Source organism: Rhodanobacter sp. UC4451_H18, assembly GCF_052978225.1.
Genome location: NZ_CM129663.1, coordinates 1,010,191 through 1,033,278 on the forward strand (window position 1 = coordinate 1,010,191; position 23,088 = coordinate 1,033,278).

Annotated in this window: 14 protein-coding genes; all 14 read right to left on the bottom strand. The window is 68.3% G+C overall.

Translation table 11 applies throughout. From position 1 onward, the window contains the following. Positions 1-5: 5 nt before the first annotated feature. Positions 6-1,775 carry a ShlB/FhaC/HecB family hemolysin secretion/activation protein gene (locus ACVCMG_RS04755; protein ID WP_447099477.1) on the bottom strand — a complete coding sequence of 590 codons (1,770 nt, stop codon included), beginning with the start codon at positions 1,773-1,775 and terminating at the stop codon, positions 6-8. Positions 1,776-2,018: 243 nt separating this feature from the next. Further along, on the bottom strand, positions 2,019-2,390 hold the full coding sequence (locus tag ACVCMG_RS04760; RefSeq protein ID WP_395117324.1) for a hypothetical protein: 372 nt from the start codon (positions 2,388-2,390) through the stop codon (positions 2,019-2,021). Next, positions 2,387-6,787, bottom strand: a complete 4,401-nt coding sequence (locus ACVCMG_RS04765) for a bifunctional serine/threonine-protein kinase/formylglycine-generating enzyme family protein (protein ID WP_447115005.1) — start codon at positions 6,785-6,787, stop codon at positions 2,387-2,389. Before ACVCMG_RS04765 ends, ACVCMG_RS04760 begins: the two co-directional genes overlap by 4 nt. A 16-nt stretch (positions 6,788-6,803) precedes the next feature. Continuing rightward, complete coding sequence (locus ACVCMG_RS04770) at positions 6,804-7,520, bottom strand: PP2C family protein-serine/threonine phosphatase (RefSeq protein ID WP_395117320.1); 717 nt, start codon at positions 7,518-7,520, stop codon at positions 6,804-6,806. Then, a complete protein-coding gene (tagF, locus tag ACVCMG_RS04775; RefSeq protein ID WP_447115006.1) occupies positions 7,517-9,088 on the bottom strand; it encodes a type VI secretion system-associated protein TagF in 1,572 nt (523 codons plus the stop codon). The genes ACVCMG_RS04770 and tagF overlap by 4 nt, the downstream gene beginning before the upstream one ends. A gap of 4 nt (positions 9,089-9,092) precedes the next feature. Then, the gene (tssM, locus tag ACVCMG_RS04780; RefSeq protein WP_447099320.1) at positions 9,093-12,620 is read right to left on the bottom strand and encodes a type VI secretion system membrane subunit TssM; all 3,528 of its coding nucleotides are present in this window, start codon (positions 12,618-12,620) and stop codon (positions 9,093-9,095) included. A 5-nt stretch (positions 12,621-12,625) separates the two neighbouring features. Continuing rightward, entirely contained in the window at positions 12,626-14,002 is a 1,377-nt protein-coding gene (gene icmH, locus ACVCMG_RS04785) for a type IVB secretion system protein IcmH/DotU (RefSeq protein WP_447115007.1), read from the bottom strand. Positions 14,003-14,006: 4 nt separating this feature from the next. Further along, positions 14,007-15,341, bottom strand: coding sequence for a type VI secretion system baseplate subunit TssK (gene tssK / locus ACVCMG_RS04790; protein ID WP_447115008.1), 1,335 nt, complete (start codon positions 15,339-15,341; stop codon positions 14,007-14,009). A gap of 201 nt (positions 15,342-15,542) precedes the next feature. Continuing rightward, positions 15,543-16,883, bottom strand: a complete 1,341-nt coding sequence (tagH, locus tag ACVCMG_RS04795; protein WP_447115009.1) for a type VI secretion system-associated FHA domain protein TagH — start codon at positions 16,881-16,883, stop codon at positions 15,543-15,545. 261 nt (positions 16,884-17,144) lie between these two features. Beyond that, a complete protein-coding gene (locus ACVCMG_RS04800; protein ID WP_395117308.1) occupies positions 17,145-17,687 on the bottom strand; it encodes a DUF6931 family protein in 543 nt (180 codons plus the stop codon). Positions 17,688-17,698: 11 nt separating this feature from the next. Further along, the gene (locus ACVCMG_RS04805; protein WP_395117306.1) at positions 17,699-19,660 is read right to left on the bottom strand and encodes a type VI secretion system Vgr family protein; all 1,962 of its coding nucleotides are present in this window, start codon (positions 19,658-19,660) and stop codon (positions 17,699-17,701) included. Positions 19,661-19,772: 112 nt separating this feature from the next. Next, entirely contained in the window at positions 19,773-21,086 is a 1,314-nt protein-coding gene (locus ACVCMG_RS04810; RefSeq protein ID WP_395121358.1) for a tetratricopeptide repeat protein, read from the bottom strand. A 144-nt stretch (positions 21,087-21,230) separates the two neighbouring features. Next, entirely contained in the window at positions 21,231-21,518 is a 288-nt protein-coding gene (locus tag ACVCMG_RS04815; protein ID WP_395117304.1) for a PAAR domain-containing protein, read from the bottom strand. Between the two features lie 82 nt (positions 21,519-21,600). Next, complete coding sequence (gene tldD / locus ACVCMG_RS04820; RefSeq protein WP_395117302.1) at positions 21,601-23,040, bottom strand: metalloprotease TldD; 1,440 nt, start codon at positions 23,038-23,040, stop codon at positions 21,601-21,603. Positions 23,041-23,088: the final 48 nt, after the last annotated feature.

Consider the following 23,088-nt stretch of genomic DNA (forward strand, 5'->3'; position numbering starts at 1 on the left):
ATCCCTCAGAACGTGAAGCTGAAGCGGGTATAGATGTGGAAACCCTTGCCGTTGGACGCGTTCTGCGAACTGGTGGTCTTGGCCGCGTCGAAGTGCAGCTCGAATTGCTTGAATCGCGGCAGGCGGAAGATGAAGCCCGCACCGGCGCCGCTCAGCTCCGCGCTGTCCGGCGTGGTCATGCGGTTGGCGCCGGCCGAGTAGCCCCTGGCGTAGTCGTAGAACACCTCGAACTCCAGCAGCTCGCGCCACGGCCTGCCGTAGAACGGCGACACCTTGTCGCCGAAACCGGGAGCATCGACGTGGTATTCCAGCGCGGTGTAGAAGCCGCGGTCGCGCAGTGCGTCGGCGATCGGGTAGGAGCGCACGCTGTCCGGGCCGCCCATCGCGAACTGCTCCAGCGGCACCAGCGCGTCGCGGGTGTACTGGCTGATGAACTTGAAGTTCAGGCGCTGCGACTTGGTGAGGAACTGCAACCGGGTGTAGGAGAGCTTCGCGACGAGGAAGCTGCGGTCATGCTGCGGGCTGATCAGGTCGGGCTCGCGCGAATCGTCCCTGATCGACTTGCGCAGGGCCACCTGCATGATGTCCACGCCGTGGAAGCGGCGATCGGTATGCAGCATGCCCCAGGTGGCTTCCGCCACCGTGAACTTCTCGTCGGACAGGTGGAAGCCCAGGCTGTCGAGCTGGGAGCGTTCCCTCAGCAGGTGCAGGGTGGCCACGTGCTGCAGGTCGTCACGATTGATGTACTTCCAGTCGAGGCCGCCGTAGTAGAGCGAGCTGGGGCCTTTCACGTCGAGCGCGGCAAAGGTGCCGGTATTGATCTGCAGCTCGTTGCGCGAGGCGCCGACCACCGCCGACAACCCCGGCGTGCTCGTGAACGGCACCCGGTAGGTCAGCGCACCGTAGATGTTGTCGTTGGGGTCGAGCGCGTAATCGACGTTGGCCGTGAAGGTGTCGCCCAGGTGCAGCGGATTGGCCCATTCCACGCCGGCCTGCACGCGGTACTTGCCGGTCAGGTCGGTGCCGTAGTTGTTGGCGCCGAGAGTGAACTGAACCGGCCGCTTCTCGTGGGCGATCATGATCAGGTCGGTGTCGCCGGTCTGCTCGCCGGGCTGGAAGGTCGAGGCCACGGTGACGCCGGGAAGGTCGCGCGCATAAAGCAAGGCGGAATCGACGTCGCTCTTCAGCAGGGGCTTGCCGCGCAATTCCTGCGCCGCCGCCGAGATCACGTCCGGCCGATAGCGCTTGGTGCCCTTGACGATGATCTTGCCGATCTGCCCTTCCAGCACCTGGATGCCGACGACCTGGTCGGAGCCGATGGTCTGCGCCGGCAGGAACGCGTTGGAGACGATGAAGCCGGCGGTGCGATAACGCTCGGTGATCTTGTCGGCGACGCCCTGCATCTGGGCGAAGCTCAACTCGGCCGTGCCCGCGCCTGCGGCCAGCTCGCGGAACTGCGCATCGGCCAGTGCCTGGATGCTGGCCGGCGTGATGCCGAGTTGCGCATGGCTGCCGACGCCGCTGACGCGAAAGCCGCGTACTGCGACCGTCTGCACGGCCGCCGCATCGCGATCGCGTACCGGCGGAACGACGCCGCCCGGCGGCGGCGATGGCGTCGTCTGCGCGGGAGTCGAAGTGGGTGCGGGTGAAGACTGACCTGGCGCAGCCGTTGCTGCTTCCTGGGCGTGAACCACGCCGCCGGTGAATGCCAAGGCCGATGTCAACGCTGCGGCGAGACGGACAATTCGCACGATACACTCCCCCGGCTGCATCATCTTTCCATTGACGGCACGCCTGGACATCGAAGGCGCGCCAGCTGCGAAATCGAAGCCCCCCACGGATCGGGCAATTGCTGCCCCCGGGCTTGGATCGTCCGATCAGGATACACCCTCGTCGCGCTGCGGAACCAGTCACCGCAGGCCTGCACGCGACGGTTTGGCGAGCGATTTTCCGCCCTCCGTCCCGCCCTCGTGACGCGCCGCAGCAGCCGATGCCGGAACCGGCAAGCCCGGCGCAAGCTAGCCGCGCAACAACCAGTAGGCGAGCGCACCCAACGCGATGACGAGCAGCAGCACGCCGCCCGCCACCGACTTCCAGCGCGTGGCCGGTCGCATCGCCAGCAGGCTGGTCAGGGCATGGCTGGCCGAGTCGGCGGAGGCATCGTCACGCGGCGCCGCCGGCGCCCTGCGCGGTCGCGGAGTGGTGGTGGCCGTCGGCGGCACCAGGGTGTTGCGGGCGGTGACCACCGCACTGGGGTCGTACAGGCTTTCCAGCAATCGCCGGCGACGCGCGCGATACTCGGCGCGGGTGATCCGGCCAAGCCGATGGGCGTCGTCGAGCACACGCAGATCCTGGTTCACGGCACGCCCGCGTTCAGCGAAATCGATCATTTCACCTCCCTGAGGATGCGGAAGCCGACGTCGCGCTGCGGCGAGCCGCCATCGCTGCGCTGGGTGCCCACGCTGCAATCGGACCAATAGCTGGTGTAGCTGCCGCCGCGCACGGCCACGCTGCCACCGCTGACGACCCACTCCCAGGCGTTGCCGGTCATGTTGACCAGGCCCCAGGGATTGCGCGAACGCCCGCGGGCGGAAACCAGCGCGCCACTGCCGTCGCCGCCGCCAGCCGAAGGCGGCACGCAGTTGCTGTCCTCGGCCTGCTTGAAGCGGCCGCCGGCGCTGGCGGCATTGAGCCATTCGGCATCCGTCGGCAGGCGATAGCTGAAGCCGCTGACATCGCTGAGCCACCGCGCATAAGCCTGCGCCTGGCTGAGCGGGATGTTGGTGATCGGCGCATTGCCGAGATCCGGATCGCTGACCGACTTGGCTGCGCACTTGCCGGATGCGCGGCAGAACGCGTTGAACTCGTTGATCGATACCTCCGCACGCGACATCGCATACGGCCGTCCACCGCCCGCGCCAGGCACCACCACCATGAAGGGGCCATACGACGTCCCGAAGCTGTCGCGGCAGAACTTGCCGGTCCCGGCCATCCCGGCTTTGGCGCACGGATCGGGGCCGCTCGGCCCGCTCGGCACATTGGCGACCTTGCCCGGCTGCGCCGGTGTCGGTGCGCCGGGCCGGGGGACCGGCACGGGCCGCCCCGGCAGGGCGCCCTGCTCCGTGGCCGGCGTCGACTCAACGGGCGTGGCGGGTGCGGGTGCCGGCGCCGGTGCGGCCGCGGCACTCGGCTTGACCCGGTCGAGTTGCTCCTCCAGCGTCTTGCCGGTCAGCTGGCCACGAATGCGCATGTCCGACTCGAGCGCGGCCAGCGCCTTCGGATCGTTGCGCCGCACGCTCGCCAGCTGCTGCTTCAACCGTGCGTAATCGGCCGTGCTGGTCGGCTGCCGGGCCGCGGCCATGATCGCCGCCACCACGTCGTAGCGTGCCTTCGCGCCACGCAACTGGGCATTGCCGCCGAGCACCTGCAGGCCTTGGCCAAGCACCTCGGCGGCCTTTTCGTAGCGCCCCTTCTGGAACGTTTCCTGGCCCAGGCCGAGATAGGCATCGGCCAGCAGCTTCGGACCCTCGTTCTGCAGGAACGGGTTGTCCGGCTGCAGCGCCTTGATCCGCGCCAGCGACTGACTCGCCTTGCCGACGTCCGCCGCGGCCGCCGCGCTGCGCATCGACTCGATGCGCGACTTCACTTCCGCATCCGCGCTGTCGCGCGCCGCCTTGGCCTGGAGGTCGGCCTGCAGCGCATCCAGCTTGGCACTCTCGGCCAGCAAGCGTGGCGACTGCGGCACATACTTCAGCCCGAAGTCCACCGCCAGGCGCGCCTGCGGCAGATGCTGCGGATCAGCCTGCGAGGCGGCCACGTCGGCAATCGAGGTGGCCAACGCACCGACCGTGCGGGTGGTTTCCGGCGAGGTATCGCCCTTGAGTGAGGCCATCGCGCTGGCCACGGCCTGCTGCCAGTCGGGCGTGAGCAACGGCTTGGCGGCGAGCCCGGCCAGGGTGGCGCGAGCAGCGGCAATGGCTTGCACCTGCTGTTGCTGCTGGCGCGCCTGCGCGGCGCTGCGGGCCGCACCGACCTCGGCCAGCACGGTGGCGTAGCCGGCTTCGGCCGGGTCCATTCGCTGACCGGCCTGGACGATGCGCTGGGCTTCATCGAGATCGCCAGCGGCGATCCGCTCGCGCGCCAGCTTGATCAGGCTGGCATCGACGTTGCCGCGCACCTCGGCATAAGCCGGTGCGCCGACACCAATCTGCTCGCGCGCGGTACCCAGCGCGCTGCTGACGTCCTGCAACCACACGGCCGTGCCCAGCGGCTTGGCCAGCAGATCGTCGACGCGGCGCTTGGCCAGCGCATTGCGTTGGGCTTCGCTGGCGGCCTTCTGCGCCAGCTGGTTCTGCTGTTCCAGCAGTTTCTGGCGAGTCGAGGACAGATCGGCATCGCCGGGAAACAGGTTGACGCCGAAGCCCGCGATGGCGATGGCGCCGTCCAGATCGCCGGCGCCCTGGCGTTCGGCGGCCTGGGCGGCCAGCGCCTGCTTGAGGCGCTCCGCCTGCGCCGGCAGGCGGGCGTCGTCGGCCAGCAGCTTGGCGGCGCCCTGGTAGGCGGTGGCGGCGCGGTTGCGCCAGTCGTCGCTGTTGTCGGGATGATCGAGCAGGCCACTGAGCGAGAGCAGGCTCTGCTCGCGCTGCTGCTGCAACTGCGCGGCCTGCTGTTGCGCCAGTTGCTGCGCGGCGAGCGCCTTGCCCAGCTCATCCAGTTGCGCGCCGCGCTGCTTGATCCGCGTGGAATCGGGGAACAGACGACTGGCCAGCTTGAATTCGGTCGCGGCCTGGTCGACCTGCCCGGCATCCAGCGACTTGCCGATCGCCGCGTCGTACTTGAGTTCCAGCTCGGTGTTCTTCAGCAGCGCGCTGGTCGGGTCGATGGCGCGGATCTTGTCCAGCGTGGCGACCACGTTGTCCGGCTGGTTCTCGAAGATCGCCCCGGCACCGATCTGCTGGCTGAGTTGCGTGTCGAGCGCGTTGAGCAGGTCGTTGCGCTGCTTCTCGATCTCGCTGCGCTTGATGTCCAGCGCGGGCGAATACAGTTTCAGGTCGTCGCGCAGCGTGAACACCTTCTGCGTACCGGCGTAGTCGTAGCGACCCTCGGTCGGGTTCCAGTACGCGTCGATCCGACTGAGCAGGAACTTCTGGATCAGGTCGCTCTGGTCGACCACGATGCGCTTGCGGTCGTCGTCGCTGAGCGTGTCCAGTGCCTGCAGCGCCTGCGACTCGCTGGCGTAGCGATCCGGCCGGGTCAACGTGAAACGCTGGATCACTTCGTTGACGTGATGGTCGTGGCGCCAGGTGACCCAGCCCCACACGCCGCCGGCGACGATCAGCACCGCCGGCACGCCGTAGATCAGGAACGGCAGCGCCCGCTCGCGCAAGCCCACGTCGCGCAGGCCGTCCACCAGCTCGGTGGCGCTCTTCAGGCGGTCCTCGGCGCGGAACGCCACGCTGGCGCACAGCGTCTTGTACTGCTGCTTGGTCAGGCCCTTCACCGGCGGCGGCTTGCGCCCTTCGCGCATCGCCACCTCGGCACTGACCTTGCCGTAGGGATGGGTGCCGGTAAGCAGTTCGAACGCCACGCAGCCGAGCGCGTAGACATCGTCGCTGGGTACCGGGTCCTTGCCCTGGATCATCTCCAGGCTGGCGTAGGCCGGGGTCAGCGCGCCGAGCGTGCCGGCGTCGAACACGGTCTGCTCGCCCACCGCATCGCCCATGTGCTTGCCGGCGCGGGCGATGCCGAAGTCGAACACCTTGGGCACGCCCTCGCGGGTGACCATCACGTTGGCGGGCTTGAAATCCGAATGCACCACGCCGGCCGCATGCGCGCGACTGAGCGCGCGGGCCATGCCTTCGATCAGCGGGCGCGCCTGCTCCAGCGGCATGCCGTTGTAGGCCTTTTCGCGGATCAGTTGCTTGAGGTCGGAGCCGTCGACGTACTCCATCGTCATGAAGACGATGGTGCGATCCTTGTCGAAATCGTAGACGCGCACGATGTTGTCGTGCGCCAGCTGCTGCGAGCGGCGCGACTCGCGCTGCAGCGAGATCAGCGAATCGGGGTGACGGCGGAACTCGTCGTTCAGCACCTTGACCGCGACGTACGGATCGCGATCGCGCGCCTCCACCTTGCGTTCGTCGCGCGCCTTGTACACCACGCCCATGCCGCCGCGACCGATCTCGCGTTCGAGATAGAAGCGACCCTTGAGCAGCGAGCCGACGGCGACGAAGTCGGCGGTCTCCGCGTCGCCGATGTGCTGCCAGCTGGACTGGCTGCCCATGCTGGAGCTGGTGCCGGTCATGCCCTGGCGCGTGCCCTGGGTGCCGGTGTGGCTGGTGGTCTGTCCCTCGCGCGGCGGCAGCGGCGCGCTGGACACCGGTTTGACGATGGTGGCCTCGTCGGTCGGCGGCTGCGGTGGCCGCGAGGCCGGCTTGACCACGGTGGCCTCGTCCAGCGGCGGCGCCGGCGGGCGCGAGGGCGGCGCCACGCGGGTGGCCTCGTCGTCCGCGGACGGCGGTGGCGGTCGCCGGGTGGTCGGCTTGACCATGGTGACGTCTTCGTCCGGGCTCGCCGGGCCCGGCTGCAGTGTCGCCAGCTTGGCCAGCAAGGCCTTGGCGATCAGCGGATCGATCCGGCCCGCCGCCTGCTCCTGGCCGATCCATTCGACGCCGGCACGATGCTCGTCGGCGGACAACGACGGCAGCGCGCCCAGCGCTTCGAACAGCGCGGGCAGCTTGATTTTTTCGGCCTGGTAGGCGCTGACCAGTTCGGCAATGGAATTCATGGATTGGTTGCTGTCTTCATGCTTGCAGGCCGACGACGACGGCCGAAATGTTGTCGCGCCCGGCGCGGCCCATGGCCAGCTCGAACAGGCTCTCGACCAGATCCTGGGGCTGCGGATGCACGCGGCACTGTTCGTGAAGCTCGCTGTCGGACATCTCCTTGTTGATGCCGTCGGAGCAAAGCACGAACGTGGTGCCGGGCTGGCTCCCCGCCACCACCCAGTCGACGAACAACTGGTCCTCGGCGCCCACGGCGCGGGTCAGCACGCCCGAACCGGCAGCCGGCGGCGGTGCGGCACCAAAATGAGTGACGTCGACGTCGCCGCCATGCACGTGGTCGCGGGTGATCTGCCGCAGGCGGTCGTTCTCGTAGCAGTAGGCGCGGCTGTCGCCGACCCAGCCGCACAGCGTGAAATCGGTGTCGCGCACCAGCACCACCACGGTCGAACCGATCAGGTCGACGCCGCGTGAGGCCGCGGTCTGCAGCAGCTCCGCATTGATCCCGACCAGCGTGTCCTCGATCGACTCGATGAAATCGAACACGCTGCCGGCACGCGGCAACGCGCCGAGGCGCTCGACGATCATGTTGCTGGCGTAGTCGCCGGCAGCGTGCCCGCCCAACCCGTCGGCCACCACCCACAGGCCGACTTCATCACGCACCAGGATCGCGTCCTCGTTGTGCTTGCGCACCTTGCCGGTCACCGTGCGGCCGGCGGAAACATAACGGGTGGTCATGCGTGCACCTCAATGACCGCCAACGGCCAGTGGTCGGGACTGGCGCCCAGTCCGGCAGCCGCCGCGATGCGTGCGCGCGCCTCGCTGCAGGTGCCTGCGGCCAGGCTGCGCGCCAGCAAGTCCGGCGGCAGCTGCAGCAAGGGGTGCGAGGCCATCAGCAGCAGCCGGTCGCCGGCCTGCAGCGCGCAACTGACTTCGCCGCAAGTCGGCTGCGCGGTCGCGCCCAGGCCGGGCGCAGCCAGCGACACGGGACTGCACAGCAGGTCGTCGAGGTCGTCGCTGCTGTTGCTCGCGCTGGCGGCCGGTGGCGCATCGCTGCGCGCGAAGAACGGTTGCAGCCGGCCGTGCCGCCAATGCCAGCCTGCCGCCGCGCCGATACGCAGCAATGCGGCCTGGCCGTCGGCCACGTGCGCGGCGATCACCGCGCAATCCTCCGGCACCGGGTCGACGAGATCCTCGCCGAACTGCCGCAGTTGCGGGTTCAACGCCATGATGCGCGTGCGCAGCACCTGCATGCCGCCGATCAGTTCGGCGCCGAGCATGTCGCCGGCAATCGCCGCCACTGCCGCCACGGCCTGCTGGCGCGGATCGGCCACGCCGACCTCGGCGGCGACCAGGCTCAGGCCGACCTCCGGCCGTTGCAGCACGGCGAGGGCGGCGACCGGCGGGTTCGCTGCCGCGGCGACATCCGCCGCGAGGGTCAGGTCGCCGAGCGGCATGGCCGTGGATGCGGCGGGCGAGCTGCCGCCCAGGTCGGCAAGCAGGTCGAGATCGTCCGGCAGCCAGGAGTTGATGGAGGCCACCGGTGGTGGCGCGTCCATCGTCAGTGGCGCGGTTGTGCGCGGAGTTGCAAGCTCGAAGCTGCCCAGCGTCTGCCACGCGGCCGTGCCCTGCCCGGCGTCGAGCAAGCCGGCGTAAGCCTCGGCGCCCGGCAAGCCATCGGTCGCCAGCACACTGGCCGGGACGCGCCCCGCGCCATCGGTCCACCACAGGCACCAGCGCCCGGGAACGGCGCCGAGGCGCTTCCACAGATCAGCCAAGGCTGTCGCGCGGCCATGCGCGGGCAACGGCAGGCGCCAGTGGCTGGCCGCTGTCCAGTCCACCTCACGCCACGGATCGGGCCGCGTCTGGCCGGCATCGAGCGGGCTGCCCAAGACCGCGACCTGCGCGTCGAAGTCGTCCACGCCGATGCTCGCATCGGCCTGCGCCGCGCGGTGCAACTGCTCGGCGCGTTCGAACCATTCCGCGCCATCGCCGATGGCTGCAGCAACGTCGGAGAGCGGCGCGGCGATCACCATCGGAAAACAGCGACCCACACGATCGGCGCCCGGCCCCATGACGCCGACCCACGCCGCCTCGCCGCATACGCCCGGCGCGAGTGCGAAACGCCACGCCGGGCTGGCGTGGAACGCCTCGTGCCAGGTATCGCCCAACGCGTCGCGGCTGTGCGCCACGGCTGTCTCGAAGTGCCGGTCCCAGGCATCGACGAAGCTGGCCGGCAGCCGTCGCTGCACGAAGTCTCCCGCGCAGGGCAGCTTGCCGAAGAAGCCTGCGGCCGCGGACGGCACGCGCTCAGCCTCCGCACCGGAAGCTGGACAGGGCGTTGCTGAGGAACGGATTCTTCAGGTTGTTGGCTTGCAGCGTCACCTTCGCCACGTGGCCGCCGAAATTGAAACTGGCCACGAAGCGCAGGTCGGACTGCTTCTGCAGGTTGGCCGCCTGCAGTGCGCGGAAGAACGCCCAGTCGCCGCGATAGTCGAACGTGGTGAGCAGGTTGCCGGCGGTGTCGTAGGCGGAGATGGAGACGCGGCCCGGCTGCGGTCCGGGCCATTTCATGCTGACGTTGGTCGCGCCACCCGGCTGGTATTCGTATTTCTGCCCGTCGACGTCGATCACCAGCTTGCCGATGCCGGCATCAAGCACCGGCGTGAGCCAGGTGAAATCGACTTCCGGCAGGTTGCCGCTGCGGAAGAACATCTGCTTGATCCGGTCGGCGCCCTGCAACTGACCCAGCATTCCGGCCGAGCCGCTGATCGCGCCGGGCCCGGTCTTCCATTGCCAGTTGCGGCCACTGGCGTCGATCAGCTTGCCGGCGGTCTGGTTGTAGAAGCTGTCGAAGCGACCGCCATAGCCGAACAGCTCGCCGAAGTTCTGCAGCGGGATGTCGTTGTTGCTCGACGGCGAGAACGGGTAGCGTCCGCGGGTGAAGTCGGCGCAGTCCTTGCCGACGGCCTGCTGGTACTGGTCGTCCAGCGCGCTCTTGGTGCCGCTGGCCACCAGCGCCTGGCTCTTGCCGGTGAGTGCGGCAAACCAGTTGGAGGCCGGCGGCGGGAGTTGCGCCGCAGCCTGCTGGGCCAGCAGCAACTGCGGGTTGGGCTGGCCGGCCGCGTTGCTGAAATCGCCCATGGTCAGCAAGGTCTTGCTGAGGTCGTCCAGCGTCTTCAGGGTCTGGTCGATCGGCTGCGCGCCGGGCGCGCCCTCGGTGAGCTTGTCGATCTCGGCGAAATGGTCACTGATGACCTTGCCCGGTTTCTCGCTGGCTGCATCGCCACCCGCCGCACCGGTGGCCCCGGCCTGCGCCAGCGCCCGCGCCAGCGCAGTTTGCGTGGCACGCTTTTGCGCCAGCTTCTTGGCCACGTCCTCGGCCTTGTCGGCGGCATCGCCGGGCGGCGCGCGCATCAGATCGCTGGTGTTGTCGCGCACCACCTTGAGCAGCAGCTTCAGCGGCGAGTTGGGGCCGGCCAGCTTGGCGGCGATGGCGCTGGCGTCCTGGATGTTGTTGATCGGCTGCAGTTGCAGGTCGGCGAGAACATCGTCCCAGGCCTTGATGTAGTCCTGCTCGTAAAGCCCGAGCACCTGTTGCGCGAGCTGAGCCTTCTGCACCGCGTCGATCTTGGTGGCGCCGAAGACCCAGTCGTCCGCGGCGAACTGCGCCACCGACTGTTCGATGCCCTTGTCCACCTCATGCTTGAACACCGGCTGGGTGAACAACGCCGGGATCGGATCGGACAGCGGTTTGCCGCTGCGCCGCTGGTACACGTTGCCGAGCAGGCCCAGTTCCTTGTCCAGCCGCAGCGGCGGGTAGTTGCCGCTGCCGGCGGTGAGCTTGAGGTTGCCGTAGATCAGCGTGGCAAGGTCCGCGGTGCGCAGCGTGCTGCGCGCCTGCTCGACCAGGTTGTCGTCCAGGCTCAGCGGGCGCAGGCGCCCCTCGTGCGCGACCAGTGCGTCGAAGTGCTTGCTCAGCGCCTTCTGCAGCACCGGGTCGTTCGGAAACAGGCGCTGCCACTCGACCCCGGCCAGCGCCACGATCTGGTCGTGGTCCAGATGCTTGGGCTCGCCCAGCATCAGGTAACCCTTCAGGTAGTAATAAAGCATCTGCGGGTCGCCGGCGTTGGCGGCCAGCCCGGCGCGGAACTGCGAGGCCACGCCGGGCAGCAGGATCGCGTTGAGCTCGCGGTAGTACGCATCGCGCACCTCGTCGCCCACCGCGTTGCCCTGGTACAGGCCCAGGCGCATCGACAGCGGCACGTCGCCCTGGTGCTGGTCGGCCACGTCGACCGCCGCGGACAGCGCTTCCAGCCGCTCCAGCACCAGCGCGAAATACGCCTGCTGGTTCGGCGCCAGCGAGAGATCGCTCTGCGCCGGATACTTGGCCAGCGCCGTGTGCACGTCGGCCAGATAATTGCCGTTGCGCCGATAGCTGGTGGCCAGGCCGAACACCAGCAGGCCGCAGGCCAGCAGCACGCCGATGTAGCAGGCCGCCTGCAGCAGCACCTTCTGGCGCTCCAGCTTGGGATCGGTGCCGGCGAAGCCCGATTCGCGGAACAGCACGTCCTTGAGCAGACGCTCGACGAAGAAAGTGCGGCTCTGCGCGCCGGGCACGTGCAGGCGCGAGGCGTCCAGCCCGAAGGTGCGCGCCACCGCGCCCATCATGCGGTCGATCGGCGTGCCTTCCTGCGTGCCGGAGGTGAAATACGCGCCACGCAGCAGCAGCGGCGCGTCGTACTGATGGCCCGTGAACACGCCTTCGACGAACTGCCGGGTGATCTCGCGCAAGGCGCCCAGCTGCTGCGGAAACGACAGGATCGCGGCGCGCCGCTGGCGGTCGCGCTCGCGATGCAGGCGATCGAGGATGCGCGTATTGAGCCGCTCCAGCAGCAGGTTGAACTCCGCCAGGAACTGTTTGGCCGCGGTGCCGGCCATGGTCTGGTCGACCGGGAACGACATGCCCCAGACCTGGCTGCGCAGCTCCGGCGTGAGGTCGTCGAAGAACTCGGTGAAGCCGGCCACCAGGTCGCACTTGGTGAACACCAGGTAGGCCGGCACCCCGATGCGCAGGTGCTTGGCCAGCTCGTCCAGCCGCTGCCGCACCGCCATGATGTGCTGCTGCCGCCCGGCCTCATCCAGGGTGAGCAGGTCCGACAGGCTCATCGCCACGATCACGCCGTTGATCGGCCGCCGCTTGCGGTACTTGCGCAGCAGGTTGAGGAACTCCGTCCACGCCGACGCATCCGCGCCGCGGTCGGAGTCCTGGGTGGTGTAGCGTCCGGCGGTATCCAGGAACACCGCCTCGTCGGTGAACCACCAGTCGCAGTTGCGGGTGCCGCCGACGCCACGGATCGCTTCCTTGCCGAACTTGTTCGACAGCGGGAAGTTGAGGCCGGAGTTCTGCAGCAGGGTGCTCTTGCCCGAACCCGGCGGGCCGATCACCACGTACCAGGGCAGCGCGTACAGGTTGGTGCCGCCGCTGCGGTTCTTGCGCAAGGTGTCCACCGCTTCCTGGAAGCGCCCCTGCAATTGCGCACGTTCGTTGGCGGCGCGATCGTCGATGCCCGCAGTCGCCGGCGCACCCTGCTCGCTGAGGTCACTGGCCATCTGCCGCGCCTTGCCGCGCACGCGCATCTGCCGCACCTGCAGCCACACCGCCCAGATCACCACGATCACCAGGATCACCAGCAGCCGCACGACCTGGCTTTCCAGCGGATGCGACTCGCCGAAACCGAGGTAGGGGCCGCCGAACCAGATCAGCAAACCCAGCAGCAGCAGGCCGACGAGGGTGATGAACAGGCGGGATTTGAACAGCGCAAGAAGCTTGCCCACGATGTTCAGTCCTCCGGGCTGTAGAGAATTTCGACGCGACGGTTGCGCGCCCGGTTGGCTGGCAGGTCCGGCGGCAGCGCGATCGGCTGCGACGAACCGGCACCGCTGGATTCGAGCCGCCCGGCGTTGTCGATGCCCTCGCTGAGGATCTGCACCACGGAACGCGCGCGTGCCGCCGACAACGCGTAGTTGTCCTTGAACTTCAGCGAGTGAACCGGCTGGTCGTCGGTATGGCCAACCACCACCACCCGGCCCGGTACCTGGTTCAGCGCCGCGGTGATCGCGTGCAGCATCGGGATCTGCCGCGCTGTCACCTCGGTACCGCCGGAGGCGAACATCGCCGGTGCATCGAGCCGCACCAGCGCCGAGCCGTCGGGCTTCTCCTCCACGGTCAGCGCGCCGGCCTGCTCCTGCGGCGCCAGCAGCTGCTTGAGACTCTTGCGCTCGACCTTGGGCTGGGTCTGGCGCAGCCGCGACTCGTCCGGCGGCACCGCGCTGCGCAAGCCGATCTGCGCCACCTGCGCGCTGACCGGCGAGGACAACTCGTTCAGGCGGGTGTAGAAGTACAGGAACGCGCCCAGCAGGATGCAGGCGCCGGCCGCCACGATCACCCACAGCGGCACGTAGCGCACCAGCGGGTTGCGCCGGTCCTCGATGCCCTTCCAGTGCGGTGCCAGTTCGTCCGCCGCCGGCGGACGCTGCACCTTGATGCGCCGGTAGAGCTCCTCCTGGATGTCGGCCAGCTTGGCGCGGCCGTCGGCCTCGATCTGGTAACGCCCGCCGAAACCGAGCGTGAGGCAGATGTACATCAGTTCGATCAGGTCGATGTGGCGCGAGAAATCCGCGCACAGGCGATCCAGGATCAGGAAGAACTTCTCGCCACCGTACGATTCGCCGTGGAAGGCCACCAGCAGCGTCTTGGCCGCCCAGCCGCTCTGCCCGCCCCACGGCGTGTTCATCACCGCCTCGTCGAGCGTGGTGCACAGCACGTAACGCGCGGCGGTGATGGTTTGCGCCGCAATGCCGGCGGCTTGCGCGTTGCTCTCGAACTGGCGCACCTGGGCGATGACCTGCTCGCGCAGGCGCGCCGCATCGGGCTGTGACGCGCTGTTGCGCAACTGCACCGACAACAGCAGCAAGGGGCTGGCCGCCTGAACCAGGGTATTGAGCCCGGCACCCAGGAAATCGCCGATTGCAGCCGCGGGAACCTGCGCGTGACCCGCCGCCGGCCGTGCCGGCGCGGCAGTCGGCCGGGTAGCGGGAGGCGCTGCGGGAACAGGAGCGGGCGCGGGGGTCGGCGCAGCCGGTGCAGGTGCGCCGCGCGGGCGGACTATGGTCCGGTCCTGCTGCGGATCGTCGTCGTGGGGACCATTGCTGCTCATGCGCTCAACCTCGGATCGCCCAGAGTTGCAGGTCGAGACCGGCGAACTCGCCGCCAAAATGGAACGCGATGCCGCCCGACGTCTTCAGGCTCCGCCACATCGGCGAATTCTTGTCGAACTCGAAATACAGGTAGCCGGAGTTGTACGGAATCTGCCGCGGCGCCACCGGCATCGGCGCCACCGGGATGCCCGGCAGCTGCAGGTTCACCAGGTCGCGGATCTTCTCCACCGGACCGATCTTCGACTGCGCCGGCAGCTGGCGGCGCAAGTCTTCGGACTTCAGGTCCGCCTTCGCCGCCAGCACGAAGGCTGCGGTATCGATCAGGCTCAGGTCCGGCACCACCGCCACCCACACGCCGAACTTGCGCTGCTGCATCGGGATCGGGATCGCAGTCTGCTCCATCACCGCGCTGAGGCTGGTGCGCAGCGCCACGATCAGCGGCTCGAAGCTCGCGTACAGCGCCTCATGGCGGTACGCCGGAAATGCCGGTGGACGCTTGCCGGCAGCAGTGAAAGTGGCCAGCTCGCCGGCCATCTCGGCCAGCACCCGGTAGAAATCCTCCGGATGCAGGATCGGCGCGGCACAGAGGTGCGCGATCAGCGGCTGATAGCGGTTGACCACCTGCAGCAGCAGGAAGTCGGCGATCTCGGCGGCGCCGCCGCGATCGGTGACCGCCACGCGGCTGGCCAGCGCCTCGCCGCGCTGGTGCAGCAGGCCCAGCAGTTCGGACAGAAACGTGCTCAACCGCGACGCGGCCTGGCAGCTCAGCACCGTCGGCATGAACGCCTCTTCCAGGATCACCCGCCGGTCGGAGCGGCATTCGACGATGCGCGCCACCGGGATCTGCGCCAGCCCTTCGAGCGGTTGCGACTGCGGCAACAGCCGGCTGTTGAGCCCGCCCACCTCCAGCACGGTGAGCCCGTCGACGCTGCCGGAGGCGTCGCGCACCTCGGTCTCGCGCACCCGATAACGGAACAGCTTTTCCGCCGGCGCCTCGGGCCGGCCGCTGTCCGGCTGCGCCGGCGAGCGCAGCGGCAGGGTCAGGAAGACGGTCTGGTCGCGCCAGTTGTCGTTGACGTCCAGCGCCAGCGGCAGCGGATCGTCGCCGGGCATGTCGAACGGCGTGCCATCGGGAAACACACCACGCGCGCGCTTGATGCCGAGCTTGCCGATCGCCAGCAGGTCGGTTTCCAGCTCCAGTTCGGAGAAGCCCCAGGTGTAAGGACGCAGGCCGCCGGCGCGCAGTTCGACGAAACGCTCCAGGTAACGCTCCTGCTGCTGCAGGTGCTGCGGGCGCAGGAACAGCCCCTCACTCCACACAACCTTGTTGTTTTCCATGCGTCGCGCTGCCCCTGTCAGAAGTTCCCCCGGCTACGCTGCCGGGATATGCCGCGTCGACCCGCTGTCGCCGACCGACGCTGCATGGAAAAACATCCGCGTCCGTGGCGCCCCCGGCGCCCGGAAATCCGTCGAGAAAGAGCGGCCCTGCCCTTCCTGCACCCCATCGAACGCGGCGCGTCCGCAATCGCCATGTACCCGCTAGCGATGCGTTGCCTGCCGCATTCTCCGCGCCGATTTCAGGCGTGACAACTGTTCTTCGTACGCACGCGCGAACTCGTCGCCGAACAGGCGCCGGAAACAATCGTCCGGGTCCTTGTTCAAGCCTTCGAAATGCTCGCGATATCTTTCCCAGTACTTGCCCTTGCCGGCGAACGCCGAACGCTTGGAGCCGCCATCGGCCTCCTGCTCGAAGCGATCCGGGTTGAAATGCACCAGCAACGACTCGAATGCCGCCCGCACGCCTGCCAGCATCGCCATCTGGTGACAGCGGATGTCGTCGAAGGCATCCTCGAACGCCGCGGTGCCGGACATGAAGGCGCCGCCGCTGGGCGCCATGATCTTCTGCAGCGCCTCCTCCGGGTTGGGCGCGAACTTCAGCGGGTTGTTCTCCGAGCGCTGGATGATGGTGACCGGCAGCCGGAACGTGTTCTTGATCTCGGCGCGCGCACGCAGCACGTCCATCACGCCGTCGACCACGACGCGGAAGATCTCGTCCACGCCGGCCGGCAAGGCGTGCGGCCCGGTGGCCTCGGCGCGATCGACCGCGGCCATCGGCATCGGCGCGGCGGGCATCACGCGCGGCGCCGCGGCGACCGGCGCCGCCGCCACAGGCGGCACCGGCGCGGAGAAGTCGCCCATGGTCAGGTCCCAGTTCTCCGGGAGCTGGTTGGCCTGCCGCTGCTCGTTGGTCATCGGCGGGTGGAAATGATCCTGCGTGCTGGCGGTGTGGTTCCAGCTGGCGCTGGCATTGCCGGTGGTGGCACCGGACAGCAGTTCGGAAGCGGGATCGCCCGGGCCGAGGAAACTCAGCGGGTCCAGCGCACCACCGACACCGACCGCACCGGGGATCAGGTCGGCATCGGCCGGAATCGTGTTCGGCGAGGGCTGCGGCGGCAGCGACGCCATCGGCGACGACAGCCCGAAATCCAGCGGGTCGATGTCGGCACCGATCGCGGCGGCGGTCGGCGGCGCCAGCAGGTCGGGCGGCGGGATCGTGGCGCCGGCATCGCCCAGGTGCACTTCCACCTCGAAGGTGTCGATCAGCAGGCGATCGCCGTCGGTCAGCGCGGAGGGTTCGCCCTTCACCAGCGGCGCACCGTTGAGCAACATGCCGTTGGTGCTGCGATCCTCGATGAAGTAGATGCCGTTGAGGTAGCGCACCATCGCGTGCACGCGCGACACGCCCGAGGCGCCGAGCACCCAGTCGCAATCCTCGGAACGACCGATGCTGCCGCCGACGCCCGCGAACGTCCCGCTGCTGCGGCTGCCGAATTGGGCAGCCTGATGACCGGCAACGGCGAGGATCAGGCTCTGCGACATCGGTTTGCTCGAGTGTTCCCTGGTCAAGGTGAATCAGCCGGCGCCGCGCACGATGGATTCCATCCACGTCCCGACCGGGCTCGCCGTCCGACCTGGCTGCTGACTGTTCGCGAAAAACCGCGGCTCCGTGGATCGGTCGCCGCCACGCGCGAAGCGCGTGATCGGAACTGCCGGCATGGCCTGACTGACGCGCGGAAACCGTCCGCGCCATCGTATCGTCCCGAGGTGCAGCGGGCAAGCCGCGAACGCGCGCGACCGGCCTCAGGCTCCCGCCGCGCCGTCGCCGTTGAGCAGGCTCAAGGCCGGCTTGATGAAGGCGGCGCGACGCGCGGCGAAGGTATCGACATCCAGCGCCGCCAGCATGTTGATCGCGGCCACCACCGCGCATGCCGTGAGATGGTCGGCCGGCGGCACCGGCGCCTCCTGCGTGGCGGGCGCGAGACTGCCGCCGGACCAGCCCGCGGCAGCGGCGACCCAGGCGCCGGCGGACTTGTAACCGCCCGCGGTGGCGAACTCGAACGCCGCGCGGCGATTGCTCTCGTTCGGCTCGCGCACCCACTTCTCGGCCAGCGAGGCGCCGGCGCGGTCTTCCGCATCGAGCGTCTGGTCGCGTGCGCACTGGCACAGCCATGCCACGGCGTAGCGTTTGGGCAGCATCCGCGCCAGCAGTTTCAGCGCATCCTGCACCTGGCCGGCCTCGACCAGCGCCTGCACCGCCGCGTGCGCGGTCATCTCCGGCCGCAGCAGCGCACTGGCCGGCTCGGACAACTCCATCTGGATCGATGCCTGCATCACGGATGACATCTGTGCGCCCTCTAGCCGATCATGATGATGCCGCCGGACAACTGCGCCATGGCGTCGCCCTTGAGCGACAGCATGGTGCCCTTGACCGTGGTCGCACCGCTGCTGGAAAACTCCGCCGAGGCACCGGCCTTGGCCGCCACCGTGGCGTCGCCGTCGATCTTGACGCTCACGCCCTTGATGCTGACGTTCACGCCCTTGATGTCGATGGCGCCGGAAGACTTCATCACGATGCTCGCCGCACCGGTCACCAGCTCGATCTCGGTGCCCGCGCTGAGCTTGAACTTCTGCCCGATGGTGGTCGTGCCGTTGCCGGTGACGTCAAGCTTGTCGTCCTTGCCCACGGTGGTCGTGCGCTTGCCGGTGACGTCCTCGGTCTGGTCGTTCTTGACGGTCATCTTCTCGTCGTGGTCCACCGTCACGACACGGTCGTTCTCCACCTCCACATGCATGTCCTTCTGCGCATGCATGAAGAAGTCTTCGCTGCCCTTCTTGTCCTCGAAGCGAAGCTCGTTGAAATCCTCCGCGCCGCCGCCCTTGTGGCTGCGGCTCTTGATGCCGCTCTGGGTCATGTTGTCGGGCAGCGTGTACGGCGGCATGTTGTCGGCGTTGTAGACGCTGCCGATCACCAGCGGCCGGTCCGGATCGCCTTCGAGGAAGCTCACCACCACTTCCTGGCCGACGCGCGGAATGCTCACCGCGCCCCAGTTCTTGCCGGCCCACGAGGAGGCCACGCGCACCGGACAGGAGATGTGGAAGTTTTCCTTGTCCGGCTTGTTCCAGTGGAACGTGACCTGGATGCGGCCGTACTTGTCCACCGAGATGTCTTCGGCGGTGTCGCTGCCGGAGACCACCGCGGTCTGCAGGCCGACGATGCCGGGCTTGACCGCGGTCGGCATGCTGCGAAACGGCTGGCGACTCTGGATCGCCGAGAAATGGCAGAAGAACTGGTTGCTGCCCTGCGCGCCGGAGACCTCGGCGGCATTCTCGATGTGCACGGTGGAGCCGACCACGAGGTATTCCTGGTTCAACTCCGCGCGCGGGAACTTGGTCAGCTTGAACAGCGCGCCGGTCAGCACGCCGCAGACGTTGGTCGCGCCGGTGCAAAGCGACTGCGCGACGTTGATCGCCTCCAGCCGAACCTGCGCGTAATGCTTGCCGGCGGCGGCGGTCAGGTGGTCGCCGGGGTAGTCGAACGAATCGAGCTTGGGCACCCGATGGTTGCCGTCGGCGTTGCTGATCGACTCGAACCCCAGCAGCGACTTCTTCGGGTCCAGCGGGTCGTAGTCGGTCAGCGAATACTTGATCGTCTGCACCGAACGCGCGGTGCTGAACTCGGTGATCGCCGGCTCGCTTGACGCCTTGCTGGTGCCGGTCTGCGGCCGATACGGCAATTCGTCGAAGCCGCCGGTGGCTCCGTGCGCACCGAGCGAATCGGCCAGCACCATCGTGTGCACGCCATCACGGTGCTGGAAGAAATAGTAGATGCCCTCCTGCTCCATCAGTCGGCTGATGAAGTTGAAGTAGCTCTCGCGGTACTGCACGCAGTAATCGCGCTCCGGGTAGTCGCCACTCAGGCTCAGCTTGACGTCGCTGTAGCCGATTTCGGCGAGCACGTCCTTGACGATCGTCGGCACGGACTTCTTGAGATAGATGCGGCAATCGATCTTGTGCAGCAGCAACCAGGGCTTCGGCACCAGGGTCAACGCGTACTCCGCCTGGCGCTTGCCGGAAAAGCTCTCGAACCCCGTCTGCGAAATCTCCGCCACGATGCCGTTGAAATGCCGGGTGTAGTCGCCGGTGTCGAACGTGACGGTCATCGAGCTGCCCAGCAACGGCAGCAGCGCAACTTCGCCATCCTTGCTGAGTACTTTGAGGTTGTACGAAAACAGCTGCCCCAGTTGTTCGCTGCCGGAAAAGCTGGCTGGTTGCAGCTTGTCACCGAGATCTGACTTCAGTGTCATTTGATGCGGCATGTCCGTCCTCCCCCAACGGTCCCGACGGCATGGGCCGGCAAACCAGTCCCGGTATCATACGTCTGGCCTGTTTGGGGAGTCCATTGGCGCCCTGCGGCGCTTGCGCGCCTCTTCAATTGCCGTTCGCGGCGGGCTTTTGCGCCAGCACCACCCAGCCGGCCACCGGCCTGCCCAACTCCTTGCGCAGCGAATCCGCGCTGATCGACGGATCGGGAAATCCGGCGGCGGACAGCACGCGTTCGACGCACCCGCGCGTGTGCCGATAACGTCCGCTGGCGGACAGCTCCAGACGATCGCCTTCGCCGTCCAGCACCTCGAGCGTGAAGGCAAGCCAGCCGCCCGGGCGCAACGCGTGATGGGCGGCCGACAGCACCGGCACCAGGTCACCGAAATAGATCAGGGTGTCGGCGGACAGCACGACATCCCAGACGGGCGGGCTCGCGCGCAGCCACCCGGCCAGTTCCGCCTCCACCAGTTCGTCGTAACCACCGCGCTGGCGCGCCTTTTCCAGCATGCCGCCGGACAGGTCCACGCCCACCAGGCGCTGCGCATGCGGTCCGATCAGCGGCCCGCACAGACCGGTGCCGCAACCGGCATCGAGCACGTCCAGCGTGGCCTGCGGCGCACCGAGACGATCCGCCAGCGCGCCCACGAGCACCTGCGGCGCGCGATAGTTGAGGTTCTTCAGCAGCATCTCGTCGAAGCTTGCGGCGAAGCCGTCGAACACCTGGCGGACATAAGCGTCTTCCGCGCGTGCAGGCGCCGCCTCGCCGCCGCAGGCGGCCAGCATGTGCCGCGGCACCGGGTTGTCGGGCTCGCGCGCCATCCAGTCGCGATAGACCTCGATCGCCTCGCCGCTGCGGCCGAGCATGTACAGCGACACGCCGAGCGCATCACGCGCGCGCAGGTTCCGCGGATCAAGCTGGGATGCACGCGTGAAGCAGCGCACCGCTTCCTCCACGTCTTCGATCTGGTTGATGTGCCGACGGCGGAACATGCCCATCAGGTAGTGCGCGTGGCCCAGTTGCGGCTCCTGCGCCAGGAAGCGGGCGTAGATCTCGCCGGCGTCGTCGACGCGGCCCTGCGCCTCAAGCACCAGGGCCAGATTGCTCAGCGCGTCGTGGTGCCGCGGCTGGTGGCCGAGCGCGCGCCGGTAGCAGGCCTCGGCCTCGGCCAGCTGGCCGCACTCCTTGTGGATGTTGCCCAGGTTGTTGTGCGCATCGGCATGCTGCGGGGTCGCGCGCAGCGCCATGCGGATCAGCCGGATGCCTTCCTCGCTGCGGTTGCGCTGGTGGCACAGCACGCCGAGGAAATGCAGGGCATCGGGTTGCCCGGATTGTCGCTGCAGGACCTTGCCGTAGAGCGCCTCCGCCGCGTCGAGCTGGCCGTCGCGATGCGCGGCGATCGCGTCGCCCAGGGTGGCCAGCACACCGGCAGCCAGCGCACTGCCGTGCGGCCGGCGTCGGCTTCGATCCGACGAAACACGCTTCAAGTCGCCCCCTTGCCACGCGCAGTCGCGTCCGGCACAAGCCCCGTCCGCCGCGGACGGGATACCGGAACCGAACGACGTCTAGTTGATGATGACGGTGAAGCAGCCGAGCACGATGGTGCCGCCGTGTGCGGTGCTGTCGCCCATGCGCGCCGCAGGCAGGCCTCCGATCAACACCTTGGGTGCGCCCATGACGATGGTGTCCGGCGGGCCCACGCAGGTGACCATGTCGCTCACCCGTGCGGCCGGCAAGCCGCCGATCAACACGGTGGGTGCGCCCGGCGCGACGATAGGGCCGCCGACGTGCGGCACCACGCCGGTCACCATCGGGCACACGTGCATGTCGGTGAGGCGTGCGGCGGGAGGCATGGCGAACTCCGTGGCTCGATGGCGTGACCCGGCGATGGTACGCCAGTTCGGCGCACGGAGTCAGCCGCGTCGCATGCCCGGATTACGAGGCCGTGCCGCCGACCGTCATCGAATCGATTTTCAGGGTCGGCTGGCCCACGCCCACCGGCACGCTCTGGCCGTCCTTGCCGCACACACCCACACCCTCGTCCAGCGCCAGGTCGTTGCCGATCATCGAGACGCGGTTGAGCACGTCGGGGCCGGAGCCGATCAGGGTGGCGCCCTTCACCGGGCGGGTGATTTTCCCGTCCTCGATCAGGTAGGCCTCGGAGGCGGAGAAGGTGAACTTGCCGTTGGTGATGTCGACCTGGCCGCCGCCGAAGTTCGGCGCGTACAGGCCCTTCTTCACCGAGCGGATGATTTCGGCCGGATCGTGCGATCCGGCCCGCATGTAGGTATTGGTCATGCGCGGCATCGGCAGCGCGGTGAACGATTCGCGGCGACCGTTGCCGGTCGGCGCCATGCCCATCAGGCGCGCGTTGAGCTTGTCCTGCATGTAGCCTTTCAGAATGCCATCCTCGATCAGGGTGGTGCATTCGGTCGGCGTGCCTTCGTCGTCGATGCTGAGCGAACCGCGGCGACCGGCGAGCGTGCCGTCGTCGACGATGGTGACGCCCTTCGCCGCCACGCGCTGGCCGATGCGACCGGAGAACGCGGAGCTGCCCTTGCGGTTGAAGTCGCCTTCCAGGCCGTGGCCGATTGCCTCGTGCAGCAGCACGCCGGGCCAGCCGGGGCCGAGCACCACGGTCATCTGGCCGGCGGGCGCGTCGGTTGAATCGAGGTTCACCAGCGCCTGGCGCACGGCCTCGTCGGCGAAACGCAGCGCACGTCCGTTCTCGAGCAATTCGCGATAACCGTAACGGCCGCCACCGCCGGAATAGCCCTGCTCGCGGCGACCGCTGGCTTCGGCGATCACCTGCACGTTGATGCGCACCAGCGGGCGCACGTCGGCGGCCAGGGTGCCGTCGGAGGCAGCGATCAGGATGGTGTCCATGGTCGCGGCGAGGCTGACGATGACCTGCTTGATGCGCGGGTCGCGCGAGCGCGCGTAGGCGTCGACCTCGCGCAGCAGCGCGATCTTGTCGGGATTGGGCAGGCTCTCCACCGGATCGATCGCCGGATACAGCGCGCGCGCGTCGTGCAGTGCCAGCGGCTTGCCGGCGCCGTTGCCGCCGTGAGCGATCGCGCGGGCTGCCCTGGACGCCTCCAGCAGTTGCGGCAGCACGATCTCGTCGGAATAGGCGAAGCCGGTCTTCTCGCCCGAGATCGCGCGCACGCCCACACCCTGCTCGATCGAGTGGCTGCCGTCCTTGACGATGCCCTCCTCCAGCGTCCACGACTCGCTGCGCGAATGCTGGAAGTACAGGTCGGCGGCGTCGATCGACGGACCCATCAGCTGGCCGAACACGCGGTCGAGGTCGCCGGTGGCGATGCCGCCGGGGGACAGCAGCTTGCTTTCGGCGAGGGCGATCAGTGAATCCATGGGTCAACGTGCCTGTGGTCGATCCGGAACTACCCCACATGGGGCTGG